We start from the raw sequence: 20,439 nt of genomic DNA, 5'->3' as shown, positions 1-20,439 counted from the left end.
ACTTCAGCGCTTGGGCAACGGCAGGCTGTCCGCCTTGGGGCCGGCCTGGATCGAGGCGATGTAGGCGTAGATGTCCGCCATGTCCTGTCGGCTGACGAAAGCTTCGGGATAGCGCGGCATGTTCCCGCGCGGCGTGCGCAGCTGCATCTCGAACGCCACGTAGGGGAAGGGATCGGGCGCGATCTTCGGCCCGGCGCCGCGGTCCCCGCCCTGGCCGACGGTGCCGTGGCAGCTGTAGCACACGTTCTTCAGGTACAGCTCCTTGCCGCGCTCCACGGAGCCGGCGGGAGCGGTGGGATCGGCGGCGAACGCGCCGGCCTGCAGCAGCAGCGCGAGCGCCGCGACGAGCGATTGCTTCATGCGTCCTCCTTCAGCGGGCCTGGCACACGACGTCGACCAGAGCGGGTGCGCCGCTCTTCACCACCGCGAGCGCGCGGCGGATGGCGCCGCCCAGCGCCTTCGGATCCGTGACCGGCCCTTCGGCCCACACGCCGTGCGCTTGCGCCAGCTTGGCGAAGTCGATGGCGGGCCGGTCGATCTCGTTGCCGACCAGCGCGTTGTCGGTGCGGCGGCCGTGCAGCGAGGCCATGCGCTGCAGGTGCATCACCTCCTGGTAGTAGCCGCGGTTGTTGTGCATCACCATCAGCAGCGGGATCTTGTGGTGCGCAGCGGTCCACAGCGCGCCCGGCGCGTAGAGCGCGTCGCCATCGGGCTGGAAGGTCACCGACAGCAGGCCCTTGGCCTTGTTGGCCAGCGCCGCGCCGACGGCGCCCGGCAGCGAATAGCCGACGCCGGCCCCGCCCGAGCCGCCCAGCATCTGGTGGAACTCGGTGGTGGGCCACAGGCGCCGCGCCCAGGGGATGCGGTCGCTCACGACCAGCGACCACGGCTCGGCCTTGATCGCCTCGTAGGTTTCGGCGGCCAGCCGCGCGGTGGTGACGGGAGCGGCATCCCAACCGACGGCGGCGTCGTTGCGGGCGCGCTGCACCATGCGCTGGAAGTCCGCGCGCAGCTTGTCGCTGCGCTGCGCGAGCGCCGCGCGCCGTGCCGGATCGGTCGCGCGCTGCACCAGCTCCGTGAACTCCGGCAGGCTGGACTGCGTGTCGCCGCTGATCGACAGCGTCACCGGCTGGAAGCGCTGGAAGTCCTGGTAGTTGGACTTGATCACGTCGCCGAACGACAGCGTGATGGTCTTGACGTCTTCCTTCGCGGTGCGCCGGTACTCGTGGAACGGGTCGGTCACCGTATTGAGCTGCCCCCACGGGTCGGCCACGTCCAGCATCAGCACCACGTCGGCCGAGCGCACCAGCTCGCCGCGCAGGTCGGTCTGGTTCAGGTAGTGCGTGTTGGGGAAGTTCATGCGCGCGCCGAGGTCGATGACGGGCGCGTTCAGCGCCTCGGCGAACTTCACCAGCCGGCGCACGCCTTCCTGGTCGCGCGCGGTGCGCTCGACGATGATCACCGGCGCGCTGGCCTGCACCAGCATGCGCGCCGCCTCGGCCAGCGCCTGCGAGTCGGCCTGCGCCGGCACCGCGGGCGACAGCGCCGGAATCTTCAGGGACTGTTCGTGCGGGATGGGGCTTTCCTGCAACTCCATGTCGGCCATCACCAGCACCGGCGCGCGCGGCGCGGTGTTGGCGATGCGGCTGGCGCGCACCGCCGACTCGGCGAAGTGCTGCAGCGACATCGGCTGGTCGTCCCACTTCGTGTAGTCGCGCACCATGGCGGCGGCGTCCTGCACCGAGTGGTACCACTCCGTGCCTGGCCGGCGCTTGGCGGCGTCGAGGCCGTTGCCGGCGAACATGAGCACCGGCACGCGATCGCACCAGGCGTTGTAGACCGCCATGGACGCATGCTGCAAGCCCACGGTGCCGTGCACCATCACCGCCATCGGCTTGCCCGCCGCCTTGGCGTAGCCATGCGCGATGGCCACCGAAGTTTCCTCGTGCAGGCAGGTGATGAGTTCCGGCTTCCTGTTGCCGCCGTAGTTGACGATGGACTCGTGCAGGCTGCGGAAGCTGGAGCCCGGGTTGGCCGCGATGTAGTCGACGTCGAGGGACTTGATGACGTCGACCATGAAGTCGGAGCCGGGGCGGGGGATGAGTTTGGGGCGTTTTTCGCCGCCGCCTCCTCCCGCCGGCTTCGCCTCGGGGGCGGGCGCTTGCGCCTGCGCGGTGGCTACGCCGGCGGCCGCCAGGGCGCCGGTGGCCGCGGCGGTGCCGCGCAGGAAGGCGCGCCGGCCCAGGCCGGCGGGTTCGTCGGGGTCGTGCATTTGTCTCCTGCTCGTTTCGTGACGCCGCGGGCTTGTTGTTCCGTTCCCCGGAACATGGTTCCCTATGCGGAACCAAGGGGTGATTCCAACATACGCGCGCGCGGGTGTCAAAAGTGCAAACGCGAAGCGGTGGTGTTTTCCGCAGGCCAGACCGGCGCCGAGGCCGTGGTGAATTCATGTGCCGACGTCGGCACGCCGCCCGATCCGGCATGCGCGGCATCCCATAGGCGACGCGGGCGTTTACGCCACGGGTTCGTTGTCGTTCCCGCGCCGCCTTGGGATCCTCGGGCGCTCAGGAGAAACCGGCATGTCCGAAAAAGCATGCCTCGCCTGGGCCGGGATGGCCCAAGTCGTCTGCTACAGCGTCTACAGGGCCAACGGAAGCCTGCTGCACGAGACCTCCAAGATGCCAGTGAACCTGGCGCTGACGATCAGGGACACTGGTCCCGAGAAGTACAGGACGGGTGCGACCATGACCGTGTCGGACCAGAGCGTGTACTGCGAGGACCGGCGCGGGGAGGTGCGATGGCGTTCAGCTTCGACGGACGATTTAGCGTCACGGTTAGGATGCTGTCGCTGACTTCTAGCAGGACCTTGCCGGGATTCTTACAGGGCATCTCCAACGTGCTGCAAGGCATTCTGCGGCAAGCTATCGGGTATTCCGGCACAACGCACGTTGCGCATGCGGGCCGATCAGGGCGCGCGATTGGTCGGCTCAAACTTTGAGCCTGCCGGCTCGGGATAAAGTCACGCGCACAGGAGACCGAATGCAGAAATGGCACTTGATCGTATGGTGGACCGTGACCGCAATCATCGTGATGCTGATTCATCTGGCGGCGAACGAATCTTTGCGGACCGGTATCTCAAACTTTCTGGTGCCGTCAACCCGAACGTGGCACGATTTGCTCACTGCCATTGGTACGTGTGCAGCCGTCATTGTGGCACTCTGGCTCGGTGTGGACGCTCGTCGGCAAGCCGCACGCCAGCAGATTCAGATTGCTCAGCTCGTTGCTAGCGAGATCTCCGGGAGGTTGTCCCACCTACTTGACACGGTGGTGTCTCTGGACGCTGCGCTGACTTTTTCCCCAGTGCAAGAACGCCGCACGCTTCTAAAGCGCGTAAGAGATGCGCTGGCAGACAATCAGCTGACACTGTTCCGCCGTGACACGTTGACCGCTCTTATCCCCCTCCCGCTTCAAGCTGCACATCGTATTGCCAGAGCCATGGACTATCTACGTCTTCTGCGTAGCCGCTTGATTCAAAGAGAGCTCGAAATTGGGTCTGCAAGCGACGCGCTAATTGAGCGGCTGCACAACAATACTTTGCAGATGTTGGAGCAGGTTCGCTACGAGTTGGAAATTGCAGCCGCAGAGTGTTATCGGGCTGCGTTGATCGCCGCTCCATACATTCCTCCGGACGACGCATGGAACGAGTAGATGTGGCGCGCCTGTCGCCTGGTTCCGGCCAACGTGGGGAGGTAGAAGTTTGCCGCGCGCGACTGACTTGTCGGAGGAAACGTGGGCGGCAGATCGAGTCACCACCAATGATCTTTCTCACGAAGACGTCTGCCGGCAGCGGAGGCACGACAGCCAGCGAACGTGGTCAGGGTGCGTGGCCGTCGGAGGCAGGCATACTCGAGGGCGTGGCGCGTCCGTCAGAGCGCCAGGTCGCTCGTCGGTGAACTCCTACCCAAGATTTTGACTGCAAAGTTCGGAGGAATAGCGTGGTCGACCGGTTAACGCCTGAGCGGCGCACTGCGTTAATGAAAGCGGTGAAGACGAAGAACACCGCGCCCGAACTGGCTGTGCGCTCACTTCTGCACAGAATGGGCTACCGGTTCCGCCTCCATCGCAAGGATCTGCCAGGTACTCCGGACATTGTGCTTCCGAAGTATCGCAGCGTGATCCTTGTCCACGGTTGCTTTTGGCACGCGCATGGGTGTCATCTTGGGCGGGCCCCGAAAAGCAAGTTGGAGTACTGGCAACCGAAGCTGAACCGCAATAAAGAGCGGGACGTTGAAAAAGGGGCATTGCTTAAGATGGCCGGATGGAGAGTGCTAACTGTGTGGCAGTGCGAGACCAGCAATCAGGAACGATTGGAGCGGCGGTTAAGGAGGTTCCTTGAGCGTTAGGTCCGATCGACAAACTCAAAGACTTCAATTAGGATCGGGAATGGCGCGATCAGCCTTAAAGAAAATGAAAGACCAACGACCAGTCGGGATCGACCTCTTCGCAGGGGTAGGGGGGCTCAGTCTGGGTTTCGAGTCGGCGGGGTTCGACGTCGCGGCTGCAGTCGAACTAGATCCAGTGCACTGCGCGGCGCATAAGTTCAACTTTCCTCGGACGGCCACCATATGTAAGAGCGTCGTCGATGTGACGGGAGACGAAATCCGGGCAAAAGCTGGGCTTGGGAAAAAAGACATTCATGTCGTGTTCGGCGGGGCGCCTTGCCAGGGGTTTTCGATGATCGGTAAGAGAGCCCTCGATGACCCCCGCAATCGACTCGTCCATCACTTCGTTCGACTCGTGTCTGAGCTCAAGCCGCGGTACTTCGTGTTCGAGAACGTTCGCGGCCTTACGCTCGGAAAACATCGTAAGTTTCTGGACGAAGTAATAGAAGCCTTCAAGGAGGCAGAGTATCAAGTACTCTCGCCTTATCAGGTGCTTAACGCGGCTGCCTTCGGCGTACCTCAATCTCGCGAACGCCTATTTCTTATAGGTGCGCGAAAGGACTGCTCTCTTCCGGAGTATCCGTGCCAGAACAAATCCGTAACCGTGAGGCAGGCACTTGCCGACTTGCCGGAAGCAGAAAGCTATGACGAGCTCTGGTCGCAGGATTCGGTTGCGGCCAAGTTCGGCCGTCCCTCCGTTTATGCAAGTGTTTTGCGAGGAAGCAGAGTTGATCCGGACGATTTCTCCTACGTGAGGAAGTATGATCGGAAGCTCCTTACATCCAGCGCCCTAACTGTTCATACGGAACTCTCTCGCAAGCGTTTTGCGGGAACGGAACATGGGAAGGTCGAACCCGTTAGCCGCTTTCTGAAGTTGGATCCTGAGGGGGTATGTAATACGCTGCGTGCCGGGACAGCCAGTGATCGCGGCGCGTTCACTTCGCCGCGACCGATCCACCCGTTTGCGCCACGCGTTATCACCGTCCGTGAAGCCGCGCGACTCCATTCCTATCCCGACTGGTTCAGATTCAACGTTACGAAGTGGCATGGATTTCGCCAGATTGGAAACTCGGTGCCGCCGCTGCTGGGACGTGCGGTGGCCACAGAGATCATTCGCGCACTTGGAGTAGAACAGGTAAAGCCTTTGGACGAAGTGGAGCTCGGCCCCGGTTATCTTCTGACAATGGCCATGAAGGATGCTGCGCGCTACTTTGGCGTATCGCAGGACGTCATTTCCCGCAAGCGGATCCCTCTCAAACAGCGGCAAGATTCGGTCGAGCCGAGCGACACACAAGGCAAACTTGCCTACGCATGAAGACAAATACCAGTGCGACGAGAGCGTCCAACAGGTACGCGGCTTTGATTGAGAAAATCTTCTTTGACCTATACAAGAGGGGTTTAACCTCCCTCGAATTTGAACGGGAAGAACTCAAGAGAGCCGCTACAACGTTGAAAATCCAGCTTCCTGAGAATCTTGGGGACGTTATCTACTCCATGCGATTCCGAACACAGATGCCAGCGTCTGTGCTGAAGACTCAGGCCGCGGGCTCCGAGTGGATTATCGAACTCGCGGGGCGTTCTAAGTACCGATTTCGTCTGGTGAAGAAAAACAGGATCGTGCCAAATCCAGCACTGGCAACGATCAAGATCCCTGACAGCACGCCAGAAATCATCGCGGCTTATGCTTTGGATGACGAGCAGGCTTTGCTGGCAAAGGTGCGGTATAACAGACTGCTCGACGTTTTCCTCGGCATTACGACTTCTTCATTGCAAAACCATCTGCGTACAACGGTACGCTCGATAGGTCAGATCGAAATCGACGAGCTCTACGTAGGAATTGACAAGTTTGGTGCCCACTACGCCATACCTGTCCAGGCGAAGGGCGGAAGCGATCAGATCTCCGTCGTTCAGACGCGGCAGGACATGGCTTGGTGCCAGGGAAAATTTCCCCATCTGCGCTGCAGGCCCATATCGGTGCAGTTTCTCGCTTCGGATCGGATTGCGATCTTTGAGTTGACCGTTGAGGACGACGAGGTGCGCGTCGTGGAGGAGCGGCACTACAAGCTGGTGCCTGCTGGCGAGCTGGATCGCACCGAAATTTCTACATACCGGTAGTCAGCGAAAGCCACTATCAGTCTGACGGGGACGGTGAAGCGGCAGCAATTCTGGCGATACGTCTCGAACCCCAGCCATCACTTGAACTTCGGCAGCCGAGCGCGAAGCGCTGCCGGGGTCAGTCGATTGGATCTTAGCGCTTCAGCGATCTTTCCCTCGTCAAGAAATAGTGCTCCTTCGAAGGGGACATTCAAGATGGCTTTCTGGAGGTCGGAGACAATCTCCTGAATAGTCGCCTCCGACAACAGCAGGGGGCCAAATGCCACATCCTCAGCCCGGTCTACGGCAAGCACATTTGTGGCGAACACAGATACGACGCCTTGCTGGCCATATTGCAGCGCCTTTCGCGTCCACTCAGTGCTCATTAGCAATTGTTCGGCGTCGGACTTGTCGATTGGCGCCACTTTCTCTGACTTGGCTTCGATGCAGAATCCCATCGAATCGAATTGCCAGAGAACGTCGGGACCTCGTCCGCCCTCCCTTTCGGGCCTCGTCGCACCTGCACCAAGCAGTTCGCCCAAATCTCTCAGTCCCTCCTCCACTGTGTCGCTACGTTGTGAAAAGCTCAACTTTCCGCGGATGGACTGAAGATGCGCCAGGGCGGCCTTGCTGGAAGAGAACTGTGCCAAACCCGCCTTCACTAGGACTTCTTGCGTGCCTACCTTTGCGTAGACTCGATCCGGCAACTCGACAGGACGTGGCAACTCGCTGTTCAGCAAATACGCAGCTCGGTGAATCTCTAGAGCTCTCGCTGGATCAAAGAATTGTGCGTATGAAGCGCCTCTATAGAGAAGCTCCGCGCGTTGACTCTTGTGCAGACCGTCCATTTCGGCGGCGGCGGAAATTTCGCGAAGCGCGCGCTGATGATTGTTCGCCTTCGCGGACAGCCATGCTGCGCGCTCCATCTGAGCGACTTCTTCGAGAAGACTGACGGTGCCTGGAACGCGCGGTTGTTTTGGAACGCGCGCAAGGCGCTGTCGGTGTGCTTCTTTCCAGCCTTCTTCGCGGTTAAGCGAGAGGTCCAACGCTCTGTGAATGCCATCGAGGGACAGCTTCTGCCCAGCAAGCTGTGCGGCGAGCCCCTTACCGAGCTCGATCTGCTCTGCGACGTGCGGCTCTAGCAATTGTCGCACCTCCTTTCGCCCGACGAAGCTGCTCAGCTCAGCACCTACTAATAGCACCGCACAGTAATCAGCGCTAGATCTCACGGCGCGCCCTAGCGCTTGCTCGAAGCGGTTAACGGCTCGTACGTAATATCCAGGTGAGTTTCTCTGGCGCTCGCTCTCAACCCCATCAATCACGCGCTCGCCAACTGGCACACCATCAACCACAAGAATCCGGCAAGCGTCATCAGGTAGATCGATGCCATCAAAGCGCTGAGTGAACACAACAAATTGGCCACGCGGAATCTCGCGAAGCCGCGCGACGGCTGCTTCAACATCGGAGCCCTGAACTAGCTTCGCCCCGGCATCGGTCCAAACGCTGGCCTGAGAACCCGCACTGCAAAGGACGACGACGTTGCTACGCGATGTGAGCAGGGAGCAAAGCTTTGCGATGTCTTCCGAACGGATGGAGTGGTCCACTTGGGCAACCGGAATCACCATCCGCTCGCCGGTTCCCTTGTCCGACGGTGGCTCCACCACGCGCTTCAAAGCATCAATGCTGCACCCGAGATCGCGAATCAGTCCAGAACCATCCTTCACGCTTGCCGACATAAATAGTCGAGCGCTCGCATGCTCAAATGCAGTGTTCTCCTCAATCGGTGTCACGGGCAGACTCAGTTCAGAAACTAGCCCTGAAACCGCCAAACGACAGTGGTCGAGCAAACGCTCAATATTCGGAAGTGAGAAGACGAGGTCTTTGTCAGCCCTGGCTTCATGCACGAGAGAGAGAAGAGCATCCTGCATGGATGCCGCCACCCAAAAAGGAACTTCGTATCGCGCTCCTGGGCTCCCCGCGTCTAGGTCTCTCCAGGTGCCTTTCTCAAAGCCCGAACATATCGGCGATAGCAGCCGCAACATACGCGCATGGGGAGCAGCTCCAAATCCCGCCGTATAGGCTTGCCTAACCCGCTCAACGCCGGAGTGCACGTCGTCCAGGACGTAAGCCGCAGGCTGCACCTTGTGATTCTGGAACTTCGTATTCGCCTTGAATGCCCGGTCATAGGTTGTGACGAGCACAGCGTCACCAGCGAGCGCCCGATACGGAACACCGCCGCTATCTGAGAAGTTTTCCGCCTCGATACCAAGCGCCTTTGCAGTATCCAGTACCTGAGAAACGAGTTGATTCGTAGGACACAGGTACGCAATCGGCGCGCCGCGATGTTTTCGACGCTGAAACTCCGCGAAGACTAAGCCTACTACCGTCTTTCCGGCACCCGTTCCCAGCTTGAGGACAACGTCTCGCTCGTTAGCTTGAGCATCCAGACCGGAAAGCGCCTCGATCTGAACAGGCCGCAAGCTTTCAAAAGCCGCACGGCGATCAAGTTGTTCGAACAGCTCCGCCATCGTGCTTGGCAGAGAGAAGGAAGAAGGGTTGCTAAGGGCACCGAAGTTAAAAATCCCGCTCATTAGCCAATCCTCTCAGAAGGCGTCCGCGACGCCGGGCACACTACACGTCGATGTTCGCGGCCCGGAGCGCGTTGGTTTCGATGAAATCCCTTCGCGGCTCCACCTCATCCCCCATCAGCATCGTGAACACCCGATCCGCCTCGATCGCGTCATCGATCTGCACGCGCAGCAGGCGCCGCACGTTCGGGTCCATCGTGGTCTCCCACAGCTGCTCGGGATTCATCTCGCCCAGGCCCTTGTAGCGCTGGCGGCTCGTCGTCCGCTCGGCCTCGGTGATCAGCCAGTTCATCGCCGTCCGGAAGTCGCCGACTTTCTCCTCGCGCGCCTTCTCGCCCTCGCCGCGCTTCACCACCGCGCCCTCGCCCAGAAGCCCGCGGAAGGTATCCGCCGCTTCGGCCAGCGCCTTGTAGTCGGCCCCATGCACGAAGTCCTGCGTGATCACGCTCGACTTGATGTTGCCGTGATGCCGCCGCGAGATCCGCAGGATCGGCTTGTCGCTGCGCGCGTCGAACTCGCCCGCCACTTCCGCCGGCGCCGCATTCGTCAGCCGGTCGATCTCCTGCAGCTTGGCCTGCAGCTTGACGGCGCTGGCCTCGGCTTCAGGCACCGTGTCCAGGTTCAGCACCACGCCGTCGGCGATGGCGCGCAGGGCCTCGGCGTCCATGAAGCCGCTCAGGCGGTTGATCACGTTTTCGGCCACCTGGTGCTTGCGCGCCAGTTCGGCCAGCGTGTCGCCTTCGATCACGCGGTTGTCGGGGCCGCCGGTCTCCACCTTGGCGTGGTTCAGGGCGATGCGCATCAGGAAGCCATCGAGCTCGTGGCCGTCCTTCAGGTACAGCTCCTCCTTGCCGGCCTTCACCTTGTACAGCGGCGGCTGCGCGATGTAGATGTGGCCGCGCTCCACCAGCTCGGGCATCTGGCGGTAGAAGAACGTGAGCAGCAGCGTGCGGATGTGCGCGCCGTCCACGTCGGCGTCGGTCATGATGATGATGCGGTGGTAGCGCAGCTTGGCGACGTCGAAGTCGTCCACCCCGCTCTTGCCGCTTTCCACCGCCGCCTTGCCGATGCCGGTGCCCAGCGCGGTGATCAGCGTGACGATCTCGTTGCTGGTGAGCAGCTTCTCGTAGCGCGCCTTCTCCACGTTCAGGATCTTGCCGCGCAGCGGCAGGATGGCCTGGAACTTCCGGTCGCGTCCCTGCTTGGCGCTGCCGCCGGCGGAGTCGCCCTCCACGATGTAGATCTCGCAGAGCGCCGGGTCCTTCTCCTGGCAGTCCGCCAGCTTGCCGGGCAGGCCCATGCCATCGAGCACGCCCTTCCGGCGCGTCATCTCGCGGGCCTTGCGGGCGGCCTCGCGGGCGCGGGCGGCTTCCACGATCTTGCCGACGATGATCTTGGCGTCGTTGGGCCGTTCCTGCAGGAAGTCGTTCAGCTTGTTGGCCACCACGTCTTCCACCGGGCCGCGCACTTCGCTGGAGACCAGCTTGTCCTTGGTCTGGCTGGAGAACTTGGGCTCGGGCACCTTCACGCTCAGCACGCAGGTGAGGCCCTCGCGCATGTCTTCGCCGGAGATCTCCACCTTGGCCTTCTTGGCCAGCTCGTTGTCTTCGATGTACTTGTTGATGACGCGGGTCATCGCCGCGCGCAGGCCCGTCAGGTGGGTGCCGCCATCGCGCTGCGGGATGTTGTTGGTGAAGCAGAGGACCTGTTCGTTGTAGCCGCTGTTCCACTGCATCGCGACTTCGACGCCGATCATGGTCTGCTGGTCGCTCTTGCTCTCGCCGATCGCGTTGAAGGCGTTCGGGTGCAGCACCTGCTTGCCCTTGTTGACGTACTCGACGAAGCCCTTCACGCCGCCGGCGCCGGCGAAGTCGTCTTCCTTGCCGCTGCGCTCGTCCAGCAGGCGGATGCGCACGCCGTTGTTCAGGAAGCTCAGCTCGCGCAGGCGCTTGGACAGGATCTCGTAGTGGAAATCGAAGTTTTCCTTGAAGATCTCGGTGTCCGGCAGGAAGTGCACCTCGGTGCCGCGCTTGTCGGTGTCACCCAGGATGTGCATGGGGCGGATCAGCGCCTTGTCGCCGGTCTGCGGGTTGGCTTCCTCGTGGACGTCGCCGCTCTGCACCACGAAGCCCTTGCTGAATTCGAGCGTGTGGACCTTGCCTTCGCGGCGTACCGTCACGCGCAGCATCGAGGACAGCGCGTTCACGCAGCTCACGCCCACGCCGTGCAGGCCGCCCGACACCTTGTAGCTGTTCTGGTTGAACTTGCCGCCGGCGTGCAGTTCGGTCAGCGCGATCTCGGTGGCGCTGCGCTTGGGCTCGTGCTTGTCGTCCCACTTGATGCCGGTGGGGATGCCGCGGCCGTTGTCGACCACCGAGATCGAGTTGTCGGTGTGGATGGTGACGACGATGTCGTCGCAGTGGCCGGCCAGGGCCTCGTCGATGGAGTTGTCGACCACCTCGAACACCAGGTGGTGCAGGCCGGTGCCGTCGGACGTGTCGCCGATGTACATGCCGGGGCGCTTGCGCACGGCCTCCAGGCCTTCGAGGATCTGGATCGAGCTGGCGCCGTAGTCGCCGCCCCCCGCGGGTGGGACCGCCGGCTGGCCGGCGTTGTCTTCGGGGAGGGGGGTGCTGTTGTCTTGGGCCATAACCTTCTGTTTCGTCATCCCCGCGAAGGCGGGGACCCAGGGCTTCTGCCCTGGTTTCTCAATGCTCTGGGCCCCCGCCTGCGCGGGGGTGACGTACGTCTCAGATGCGCATCGGCATCACGACGTACTTGAAGCTCGCGTTCTCGGGGATCGTGAGCAGCGCCGAGCTGTTGGCGTCGGCCAGTTCCAGTTTCACCATGTCCTGGTCCATGTTGGCCAGGGCGTCGATCAGGTAGGTGACGTTGAAGCCGATCTCGATGGCGTCGCCACCGTAATCGATGTCGAGCTCGTCCACGGCTTCTTCCTGTTCGGCGTTGTTGCTCGCCACCCGCAGCGTGCCCGGCTCGATGTTCAGGCGCACGCCCTTGAACTTCTCGCTGGTCAGGATGGCGGTGCGCTGCAGGCTGGCCAGCAGCGGCGCGCGGCCGAGCGTCACCGAGTTCTTGTGGTTCTTGGGGATGACGCGGTTGTAGTCGGGGAACTTGCCTTCGACCAGCTTGGTCACGAACTCCATGCCGCCGAAGGCGAACTTGGCCTGGTTGTTGGCGAACTGCATCTCGATCGCGCCTTCGGCGTCGGACAGCAGGCGCTGCAACTCCAGCACGGTCTTGCGCGGCAGGATCACTTCCTGGCGCGGCACTTCGACGTCGAGGTTGGCGGAGGCGAAGGCCAGGCGGTGGCCGTCGGTGGCCACCAGCGAGAGCGACTTGCCCTCGGCCACGAACAGGATGCCATTGAGGTAGTAGCGGATGTCGTGCACCGCCATGGCGAAGGAGACCTGGTTCAGCAGGTCCTTCAGCGTCTTCTGCGGCACCGAGAACTTCGGCCCGAAGCTCGGGGCTTCCTGCACCAGCGGGAAGTCCTCGGCGGGCAGCGTCTGCAGCGTGAAGCGCGACTTGCCGCCCTTCATCACCAGCTTGTTCTGGTTGCTCTCGATGCTGACCGTCTGGTCGCTGGGCATGGTGCGCAGGATGTCGATCAGCTTGCGCGCGCCCACGGTGGTGGTGTAGTTGCCGGCATCGCCATCGAGATCGGCCGTGGTGCGGATCTGGATCTCGAGGTCGCTGGTGGTGAACTGCAGGTTGCCGGCGGTCTTGCGGATCAGGACGTTGGCGAGGATGGGCAAGGTGTGCCGCTTCTCGACGATGCCCGCCACCGACTGGAGGACCGAGAGCAGTTTTTCTTGCGTTGCCTTCAAGACGATCATGTCTTCCTCTTCCTAATGCAATTCGTTGTCGTGTGCCGGGTGAAACCGTTATTTTCGCTTATTTCACAAGCACTTACCTAGCCGCAACGCGTCATTCCCGCGAAGGCGGGAACCCAGGGCATCCGGGAGGTTGGGAGCGCGCTGCGCGCGCGTGGGACGCCCTGGGCCCCCGCCTGCGCGGGGGTGACGGTCAACCCTTCAGCGTCTGCTCCAGCACGTGCAGCTGCTGGTTCAGCTCCGTCAGCTGCTGGCGCTCCGCCGAGATCTTGCGCACCGCGTGCAGCACCGTCGTGTGGTCGCGGCCGCCGAACAGTTCGCCGATCTCGGGCAGGCTTTTCTGGGTGAGTTCCTTGGCCAGGTACATGGCGATCTGCCGCGGGCGGGCGATCGAGGCCGGGCGCTTCTTGCTGTACATGTCGGCGACCTTGATCTTGTAGTAGTCGGCCACCGTCTTCTGGATGTTCTCCACGCTGATCTGCCGGTTCTGGATCGACAGCAGGTCGCGCAGCGCCTCCCGCGCCAGCTGGATGGAGATTTCCTTCTGGTTGAAGCGGGAGTAGGCCAGGATCTTGCGGAGCGCCCCTTCCAGCTCGCGGACGTTGGAGCGGACGTTCTTGGCCACGAAGAAGGCCACTTCCTCGGGCATCTCGGTGCCTTCGGCGCGCGCCTTGTTGATCAGGATGGCCACCCGCATCTCGAGCTCGGGCGGCTCGATGGCGACCGTCAGGCCGGAATCGAAGCGCGACACCAGCCGCTCGTGGATGTCCGCCAGGCCCTTGGGATAGGTGTCCGACGTCATCACGATGTGGCTCTTCTTGGCCAGCAGGGCCTCGAAGGCGTTGAAGAATTCTTCCTGGGTGCGGTCCTTGTTGGCGAAGAACTGGACGTCGTCGATCAGGAGCAGGTCCAGCGAGTGGTAGCGCTCCTTGAACTCGTCGAAAGTCTTGCGCTGGTAGGCTTTAACCACATCCGAGACGAACTGTTCGGCGTGGATGTAGAGAACCTTGGAATTCGGCTTGTCGGCCAGCAGCCGGTTGCCCACGGCGTGCACCAGGTGCGTCTTGCCCAGACCGACCCCGCCGTAGATGAACAGCGGGTTGTAAAGATGGCCCGGCGTGCCCGCCACGTGCATGGCCGCGGCCCGCGCCATGCGGTTGGCCGTGCCTTCCACCAGCGTGTCGAAAGTGAGCGCCGTGTTCAGGCGCGTCTTGAACGCCGCCGGCGCGTTGTCTTCCTCGATCTCGACCGGCTCGGAGGCCGGTGCCGTCGCTGCCACGGCCGGTGCTGTGTAAGCACGGACGCCGGTTTCCCGCGGAGTGATGGCTAACTCGATCTGCACCGGCTGGCCGTACAGCTTCTCCAGCATCGCGGAGATCTTGCCGGCGTACTGGGCCCGGACCCAGTCGAGTTTGAAGCGGTTGGCCACGAACAGCGTGACCCTCGAAAAATCGTCGGACACCTGGGCCGTGAGAGGCTTGATCCAGGTGTTGAACTGCTGCTCGGGGAGTTCCTGTGCCAGCTGGTCGACGCACGCCTGCCAGAGGCCGTCGCCCGCTTCCAGGCTGGGTGCGGACGCCAGCCTGCTCTGTTTCCCCTCGCTCATGTGTGCCCCGTCGCTCCTGTGGATTAGTTTTGTCGCGCGAAACGGCGCATTCTAGTTGCTGAACACCTTATCCACACAAGCCGCGGAGGCACCGACGCGGTCAATGCACAGCGACTTGACAAGCCCCGCGTTTGCCTGGGCAGGCCATTTTGGGGATAATGCCGGGTTTTCCCGAGAACCAACATGAAACGCACCTACCAACCCTCCAAAGTGCGCCGCGCTCGTACCCACGGCTTCCTGGTCCGCATGAAGACCCGTGGCGGCCGCGCCGTGATCAACGCGCGCCGCGCCAAGGGCCGCAAGCGCCTGGCCGCCTAAGCCGAGCGAATCGCCAAGCGCACGCCTGCGCCTGCCGATAGTGCAGCGGCTGCAAACCCGGGCACAGTACGAGGCAGCGATGGCAGGCGGCACCGCCTCCCGGACCGCTCACTTCGTGCTGCATCGCGCGGTCCTCGTCACCCCCGCCCAGGCGGGGGCCCAGGGCGTCCAGGAGTCTTCGGAAGCCCTGGTTTCCCGCCTCCGCGGGAATGACAAACCCCTGTTTGCTGTCCACGACGAACCCTGGATCGGGGCCGTCGTGCCCAAGCGCTGGGCGAAACGCGCGGTGACCCGCAACGGGATCAAGCGCCAGATCTACGCCGTGAGCGCGGACTTCGCGACTCGCCTGCCTTCAGCCGCCCTCGTCGTGCGGCTGAGGACGGAGTTCGCCCGCACGCAGTTCCCCAGCGCGTGGTCCGACGCCCTGAAAGCGTCGGTCCGCGGCGAACTGCAGCAGCTGTTCGCCAAAGTCATTCCCGCGCAGGCGGGAACCCAGAGCGTTGTCATCCCGGCGAAAGCCGGGATCCAGGAGGGCGACCGATGAAGCGCGCCCTCATCACCCTCGTCAAAGGCTACCGCCTCCTCCTCTCCCCCTGGATAGGATCGGCCTGCCGCTTCACGCCCACCTGCTCCCTCTATTCCCTGGAGGCTCTCGAGCGGCACGGCGCCGTCGCCGGTACTTACCTGACGGCGGCGCGCATCGCCCGCTGCCACCCCTGGTGCGCGGGCGGCCCTGACCCCGTGCCCGAAGACAAACCCCGGCTCTTCAGCCGCTGGGGCTTCCAACAGAAGAAAACTCCATGACCGACATCCGCCGCACCATCCTCTGGGTGATCTTCGGCTTCTCGCTGGTGATGCTCTGGGACCAATGGCAGGTCTACAACGGCCGCCAGGCGACCTTCTTTCCCTCCGGCAAGCCGGCGGCCACCGCCAAGGCGCCTGCCCCGGCTGCTTCGGCGCCCGCCGCCGACGGCGTGCCCGCGACTACGGCCACGGTGACGGCCGCCGCGCCGGGTGCCGTGCCCACCACCGGTACCGCCACGACCCCGGCCGCCGCGCCGCGTGAGCGCATCACCGTCAGCACCGACGTGCTGCGGGTGGTGTTCGACACCGAAGGCGGCACCATCGTCCACACCGAGTTCCCGAAACTCGCGGGCGACAAGCCGGGCATCAACTACGTGCTGCTCGACCAGGGGCCCGACCGCGTCTACGTGGCGCAGAGCGGCCTGATCGGCGGCGACTTCCCGACGCACAAGACGGTGATGACCGCGTTGCCGGGCGAGCGCACGCTCAAGGACGGCGCCAACGAACTGGCGATCCGCTTCGAGTCGCCGGTGCAGGGTGGCGTGAAGCTGGTGAAGACCTACACCTTCCACCGCGGCGCCTACGACGTCGCCGTGCGCCACGAGGTGGTCAACACCGGCTCCGCGCCTGTGACGCCGCAGCTGTACATGCAGCTCGTGCGCGACGGCAACAAGCTGCCGGGCGAATCCTCCTTCTATTCGACCTTCACCGGCCCGGCGGTCTACACCGAGTCGCACAAGTTCCAGAAGGTGGAGTTCACCGACATCGAGAAGAACAAGGCGGAGATCGAGAAGAACGCCACCAGCGGCTACATCGCCATGGTGCAGCACTACTTCGCGAGTGCCTGGCTGATGGCCGACGGCATCGCCCGCGAGCTGTTCGTGCGCAAGGTCGACAACAACCTGTACTCGGTGGGCATGATCTCGCCGCTGCCCGCCATCGCCCCCGGCCAGGTGCAGGCGCGCGACGCCCGCTTCTTCGCCGGCCCGCAGGAAGAGAAGATGCTGGAACGCGTCTACCCGGGCCTGGACCTGGTGAAGGACTACGGCATGTTCGCCATCCTGGCCAAGCCGCTGTACTGGCTGCTGGACAAGCTGCACGGCTTCCTGGGCAACTGGGGCTGGTCCATCGTGGGCTTGGTGCTGATCATCAAGATCGCCTTCTACTGGCTGCAGGCCAAGGGCTACCAGAGCATGGCCAAGATGAAGGCCATCAACCCCAAGGTGATGGCCCTGCGCGAGCGCCTCAAGGACAACCCGCAGCAGATGCAGCAGGAGATGATGCGCATCTACCGCGAGGAGAAGGTCAACCCGCTGGGCGGCTGCCTGCCGATCATGGTGCAGATCCCGGTGTTCATCGCACTGTACTGGGTGCTGCTGTCCTCCGTGGAGATGCGCGGCGCGCCCTGGGTGGGCTGGATTCACGACCTGTCGCAGAAGGACCCGTACTTCATCCTGCCGGTGGTGATGACGCTCACCACGCTGCTGCAGACGGCCCTGAACCCGGTGCCGCCGGACCCCATGCAGGCCAAGATGATGTGGTTCATGCCGCTGATCTTCTCGGTGATGTTCTTCTTCTTCCCGGCCGGCCTGGTGTTGTACTGGATCACCAACAACCTGCTGTCGATCGCGCAGCAATGGCTGATCAACGTCCGCATGGGCGTGCCGCCGGAGTTCAACCTGCCGAAGCTGAGGTAACCCCTCTCTCTTTGGAAAAAAGCGGCCTTTAGGCCGCTTTTTGCTTTCCGGGTCAACCCGCGTTCCGCCGAACGGTGCTCTACAGTCGTGAACGAATTCATACAATCCGCGACTTTTTGAGGGGGCTCGTTACAGATGAACACTCGTGTACTTCGATCGCTGGCGGCCGCATGGCTGCTCGCCGGCTTGGCTTCATGCGGTGGTGGAGGCGGCGCTGAAGGTGGTGGAGGCGGCAGCCCCTCGGGCGGTGGCGCTTCCCTCAGCGGGGTCGCCGCCGTCGGCGCGCCCGTGGTCGGCGGCACGGTGTCCGTTCGCTGCGCCACCGGCGCCGCGATCAGCGTCACCACCACGACGGGCGGCGCCTGGACGGCCGCCTTGAACGGCCAGACCTTCCCCTGTCTCGTGGCCGTCAGCGGCGGCAACGTGCCGGCCGGCCAGTCGCTCTACTCGCTGGCGCTGGATGCCGCGCCCCTGAACGTCACGCCGCTCACGACGCTGGTGGTGGCCAAGGCCTTCCAGGCCGACCCGGCCAGCATCACGACGCTGCCGACGCTCGACGCCGCGCGCACCGCCCTGCAGCAAGGCGTGACCCAGGTCACGACCCTGCTGCAAGCCTCGGGGTACGCCTCCGTGCCCGCGGATCCGCTGACCGGCGCGTTCAGTCCCGTCGCCGGGGACGCCTACGACGACCTGCTGGAGCAGATCGCCCGATCGCTCGCAGACACGGGCGCCAGCCTCTCGGACCTCGTGGCCGACGCCGCCAGCGGAACCTCCAGCGTCCCGCTGCCCCTCACGCATGTCTTCACCGCCGCCGAACTCGCGGCCATGCCGCAGCTGAACAAGGCTTCGCTCGCGGCCAGCGGCGACGAACTGACCATGGCGCTGCAGGCCGGCACCAACTCCGTCGGCGCTTTCGTGGGCGGCGGCAACGGCAACAAGGCGGTGCTGCAGCTGCCGGGCCTGGCCGGCACCAAGCTGAAGGACTTCAAGTCCATGGCGATGGACGTCAAGGGCCCGACCCTGGTCGGCGGCAGGAACGTCTACGCCTACGTCAACCTCACGGTCGACCTGCAGTGCGACGGCACGCCCCTGCCCGCCAACGCCACGCTGGCCGACGTGCGCGCCAAGCGCCGCATCCTGATCTTCGATCCGTACGTGCGCTACGTGCAGCAGGCGACTTCGCCGCTGTCGGACAGCGCGTTCACGACCGTGAACTTCGACTTCAACACCCCGGGCTGGCGCATTTCGGCCGGCGCTCCGGTGGGCGGCGTCGCCATCAACCCCAACTACATCGGCAACGAGACGCTGGCGACCTTCGACTTCACGACCTATCCCAACGCGTGCATCGTCGACGGCGTGACGGGCGACGGCGGCATGTTCCGCGACGCCGCGGCGGATCCGGCCTGCAGCACCGCGTCCGGCCTCGCCACCAGCGCTCCCGCGTCCTGCGGCAAGCCGTACAGCGGCGTGCAGGTGATCCTCGGGGACAGCGCCACCACCGCCGGCGTCGCCTGGAAGGTGAAGAACATCCGCTTCGAAGCCAGCACGGTGCGCAACTTCCGCTTCCAGTAGGGCGCTCGCCGACAATGGCGGGATGCTCGCCCGCCTCGACCAGCCCATCGCCGCCATCGCCACCGCCCCGGGCCGGGGGGCGGTGGGCATCGTGCGGGTATCGGCGAAGAACGTGCAGGCGATCGTCGATGCGGTGTGCGGGCGGGCCCTGAAACCGCGCGAGGCGACGTACCTGCCCTTCCGCGCTGGCGACGGCAGCGCCATCGACCAGGGCCTGGCGATCCACTTCCCCGCCCCGCACTCCTACACCGGCGAGGACGTGCTGGAGCTGCAGGCGCACGGCGGGCCGGTCGTCCTGCAGCTGCTGCTGGCGCGCTGCCTCGAAGCCGGCGCGGCGATCGCGCTGCGCGTCGCCGAGCCCGGCGAGTTCACCCAGCGCGCCTTCCTCAACGGCAAGCTGGACCTCGCGCAGGCCGAAGCGATCGCCGACCTGATCGACGCCTCCACCGAAGCGGCCGCCCGCAGCGCCACGCGCTCGCTGGCCGGCGAGTTCTCGCGCGAGATCCACGCGCTGCGCGATGCGCTGATCCACCTGCGCATGCTGGTGGAAGCGACGCTCGACTTTCCCGAGGAAGAGATCGACTTCCTGCAGAAGGCCGATGCGCAGGGCCAGCTCGAACGCCTGCAGCAGAACCTCGGGCGCGTGATGCAGCGCGCGCACCAGGGCGCGCTGCTGCGCGAAGGCATCAACGTTGTGATCGCGGGGCAACCGAACGCCGGCAAGAGCTCGTTGCTCAACGCCCTGGCCGGCGCGGAGCTTGCCATCGTCACGCCGATTCCCGGCACCACCCGCGACGTGGTGCGGCAGACGATCCAGATCGAAGGCGTGCCGCTGCACGTGGTCGACACCGCCGGCCTGCGCGAAGGCGCCGACACGGTGGAACAGATCGGCATCGAGCGCGCCTGGGGGCAGATCCACAAGGCCGATGCGGTGGTGTTCCTGCACGACCTCACGCGCGCTGCCGAGTCCGACTACCGCGACGCCGATGCCGCGATCGCGGCGAAGCTGCCGCAGGACCTGCCGGTGGTCGACGTGTGGAACAAGGTAGACGCCGTCACCCCCGCGGAGGCGGGGGCCCAGGGCACCCGGGAGCCCGGGGTTCCCGCCTTCGCGGGAATGACGTTGTCCGCCAAGACCGGCGCCGGCCTCGACCCCCTGCGGCGCAAGCTCCTCGAACTCGCCGGCTGGCAATCCGCGCCGGAAGGCGTCTTCATCGCGCGCGAGCGGCACCTGCATGCATTGCGCCGCGTCGATGGGCACTTGATGGAAGCCGCCGCGCATATCGCGTTGGGCGCGCAGTCGCTCGATCTCCTCGCCGAAGAACTGCGGCTCGCGCAGAACGCGCTGAGCGAGATCACCGGTGAATTCAGTGCCGACGATCTGCTCGGCGTGATCTTCAGCCGGTTCTGCATCGGGAAGTAGCGCTTCGCGCAGCGCTGGGGTTGCACCCCAGCCTACAAGTC

16 protein-coding genes are annotated in these 20,439 nt (G+C 63.9%); 10 read left to right on the top strand and 6 right to left on the bottom strand.

The features are described 5' to 3' along the window. Positions 1-3 precede the first annotated feature (3 nt). Positions 4-360: a cytochrome c gene (locus tag VF522_RS21685; RefSeq protein ID WP_330910402.1), complete on the bottom strand. Its 357-nt coding sequence runs from the start codon at positions 358-360 to the stop codon at positions 4-6. 10 nt (positions 361-370) lie between these two features. Next, the gene (locus tag VF522_RS21680) at positions 371-2,272 is read right to left on the bottom strand and encodes a thiamine pyrophosphate-binding protein (RefSeq protein ID WP_330910401.1); all 1,902 of its coding nucleotides are present in this window, start codon (positions 2,270-2,272) and stop codon (positions 371-373) included. 767 nt (positions 2,273-3,039) lie between these two features. On the opposite strand from VF522_RS21680, the gene VF522_RS21675 reads away from it, so the two are divergent. The 4 genes from VF522_RS21675 (at position 3,040) to VF522_RS21660 (ending at position 6,557) form a co-directional block, all read left to right on the top strand. After that, positions 3,040-3,708: a hypothetical protein gene (locus tag VF522_RS21675; RefSeq protein ID WP_330910400.1), complete on the top strand. Its 669-nt coding sequence runs from the start codon at positions 3,040-3,042 to the stop codon at positions 3,706-3,708. A 287-nt stretch (positions 3,709-3,995) separates the two neighbouring features. After that, a complete protein-coding gene (locus VF522_RS21670) occupies positions 3,996-4,403 on the top strand; it encodes a DNA mismatch endonuclease Vsr (protein WP_330910399.1) in 408 nt (135 codons plus the stop codon). Between the two features lie 64 nt (positions 4,404-4,467). Next, complete coding sequence (locus VF522_RS21665) at positions 4,468-5,757, top strand: DNA cytosine methyltransferase (protein WP_330910398.1); 1,290 nt, start codon at positions 4,468-4,470, stop codon at positions 5,755-5,757. Continuing rightward, complete coding sequence (locus VF522_RS21660; protein WP_330910397.1) at positions 5,754-6,557, top strand: hypothetical protein; 804 nt, start codon at positions 5,754-5,756, stop codon at positions 6,555-6,557. The genes VF522_RS21665 and VF522_RS21660 overlap by 4 nt, the downstream gene beginning before the upstream one ends. Positions 6,558-6,634: 77 nt before the next feature. Here VF522_RS21660 and VF522_RS21655 read toward each other — a convergent pair whose 3' ends face one another. From VF522_RS21655 to dnaA, 4 genes are all read right to left on the bottom strand, one after another. Next, positions 6,635-9,127: a DEAD/DEAH box helicase family protein gene (locus tag VF522_RS21655; RefSeq protein WP_330910396.1), complete on the bottom strand. Its 2,493-nt coding sequence runs from the start codon at positions 9,125-9,127 to the stop codon at positions 6,635-6,637. A gap of 40 nt (positions 9,128-9,167) precedes the next feature. Continuing rightward, positions 9,168-11,774 (bottom strand): DNA topoisomerase (ATP-hydrolyzing) subunit B, encoded by a 2,607-nt coding sequence (gene gyrB / locus VF522_RS21650; protein WP_330910395.1) that lies wholly within the window; start codon positions 11,772-11,774, stop codon positions 9,168-9,170. Positions 11,775-11,874: 100 nt separating this feature from the next. Further along, positions 11,875-12,981 carry a DNA polymerase III subunit beta gene (dnaN, locus tag VF522_RS21645; protein ID WP_330910394.1) on the bottom strand — a complete coding sequence of 369 codons (1,107 nt, stop codon included), beginning with the start codon at positions 12,979-12,981 and terminating at the stop codon, positions 11,875-11,877. A 190-nt stretch (positions 12,982-13,171) separates the two neighbouring features. Further along, entirely contained in the window at positions 13,172-14,584 is a 1,413-nt protein-coding gene (dnaA, locus tag VF522_RS21640) for a chromosomal replication initiator protein DnaA (RefSeq protein WP_330910393.1), read from the bottom strand. Between the two features lie 183 nt (positions 14,585-14,767). Here dnaA and rpmH point away from each other — a divergent pair, with 183 nt between their 5' ends. The 6 genes from rpmH (at position 14,768) to mnmE (ending at position 20,398) form a co-directional block, all read left to right on the top strand. Next, the gene (gene rpmH, locus VF522_RS21635; protein WP_145893359.1) at positions 14,768-14,902 is read left to right on the top strand and encodes a 50S ribosomal protein L34; all 135 of its coding nucleotides are present in this window, start codon (positions 14,768-14,770) and stop codon (positions 14,900-14,902) included. 40 nt (positions 14,903-14,942) lie between these two features. Beyond that, entirely contained in the window at positions 14,943-15,446 is a 504-nt protein-coding gene (locus VF522_RS21630; RefSeq protein WP_330910392.1) for a ribonuclease P protein component, read from the top strand. After that, positions 15,443-15,706, top strand: a complete 264-nt coding sequence (yidD, locus tag VF522_RS21625; protein WP_330910391.1) for a membrane protein insertion efficiency factor YidD — start codon at positions 15,443-15,445, stop codon at positions 15,704-15,706. Before VF522_RS21630 ends, yidD begins: the two co-directional genes overlap by 4 nt. Then, on the top strand, positions 15,703-17,403 hold the full coding sequence (yidC, locus tag VF522_RS21620; RefSeq protein ID WP_330910390.1) for a membrane protein insertase YidC: 1,701 nt from the start codon (positions 15,703-15,705) through the stop codon (positions 17,401-17,403). The genes yidD and yidC overlap by 4 nt, the downstream gene beginning before the upstream one ends. A gap of 135 nt (positions 17,404-17,538) precedes the next feature. Further along, positions 17,539-18,975: a hypothetical protein gene (locus VF522_RS21615; protein ID WP_330910389.1), complete on the top strand. Its 1,437-nt coding sequence runs from the start codon at positions 17,539-17,541 to the stop codon at positions 18,973-18,975. Positions 18,976-18,997: 22 nt separating this feature from the next. Beyond that, a complete protein-coding gene (gene mnmE, locus VF522_RS21610; protein WP_330910388.1) occupies positions 18,998-20,398 on the top strand; it encodes a tRNA uridine-5-carboxymethylaminomethyl(34) synthesis GTPase MnmE in 1,401 nt (466 codons plus the stop codon). Positions 20,399-20,439 lie beyond the last annotated feature (41 nt).

The organism is Ramlibacter sp. (assembly GCF_036383835.1).
Lineage (GTDB): Bacteria > Pseudomonadota > Gammaproteobacteria > Burkholderiales > Burkholderiaceae_C > Ramlibacter.
The sequence above is the reverse complement of the archived record's forward strand: the minus strand, read 5'-3'. Positions and strand labels throughout refer to the sequence as shown.

What these genes read in the sequence shown, in the direction of transcription:
- VF522_RS21685 (WP_330910402.1), bottom strand. Translation starts at nt 360, where the DNA reads ATGAAGCAATCGCTCGTCGCGGCGCTCGCGCTGCTGCTGCAGGCCGGC.
- VF522_RS21680 (WP_330910401.1), bottom strand. Translation starts at nt 2,272, where the DNA reads ATGCACGACCCCGACGAACCCGCCGGCCTGGGCCGGCGCGCCTTCCTG.
- VF522_RS21675 (WP_330910400.1), top strand. Translation starts at nt 3,040, where the DNA reads ATGCAGAAATGGCACTTGATCGTATGGTGGACCGTGACCGCAATCATC.
- VF522_RS21665 (WP_330910398.1), top strand. Translation starts at nt 4,468, where the DNA reads ATGAAAGACCAACGACCAGTCGGGATCGACCTCTTCGCAGGGGTAGGG.
- VF522_RS21660 (WP_330910397.1), top strand. Translation starts at nt 5,754, where the DNA reads ATGAAGACAAATACCAGTGCGACGAGAGCGTCCAACAGGTACGCGGCT.
- VF522_RS21655 (WP_330910396.1), bottom strand. Translation starts at nt 9,127, where the DNA reads ATGAGCGGGATTTTTAACTTCGGTGCCCTTAGCAACCCTTCTTCCTTC.
- gyrB (WP_330910395.1), bottom strand. Translation starts at nt 11,774, where the DNA reads ATGGCCCAAGACAACAGCACCCCCCTCCCCGAAGACAACGCCGGCCAG.
- dnaN (WP_330910394.1), bottom strand. Translation starts at nt 12,981, where the DNA reads ATGATCGTCTTGAAGGCAACGCAAGAAAAACTGCTCTCGGTCCTCCAG.
- dnaA (WP_330910393.1), bottom strand. Translation starts at nt 14,584, where the DNA reads ATGAGCGAGGGGAAACAGAGCAGGCTGGCGTCCGCACCCAGCCTGGAA.
- rpmH (WP_145893359.1), top strand. Translation starts at nt 14,768, where the DNA reads ATGAAACGCACCTACCAACCCTCCAAAGTGCGCCGCGCTCGTACCCAC.
- yidD (WP_330910391.1), top strand. Translation starts at nt 15,443, where the DNA reads ATGAAGCGCGCCCTCATCACCCTCGTCAAAGGCTACCGCCTCCTCCTC.
- yidC (WP_330910390.1), top strand. Translation starts at nt 15,703, where the DNA reads ATGACCGACATCCGCCGCACCATCCTCTGGGTGATCTTCGGCTTCTCG.
- VF522_RS21615 (WP_330910389.1), top strand. Translation starts at nt 17,539, where the DNA reads ATGAACACTCGTGTACTTCGATCGCTGGCGGCCGCATGGCTGCTCGCC.
- mnmE (WP_330910388.1), top strand. Translation starts at nt 18,998, where the DNA reads ATGCTCGCCCGCCTCGACCAGCCCATCGCCGCCATCGCCACCGCCCCG.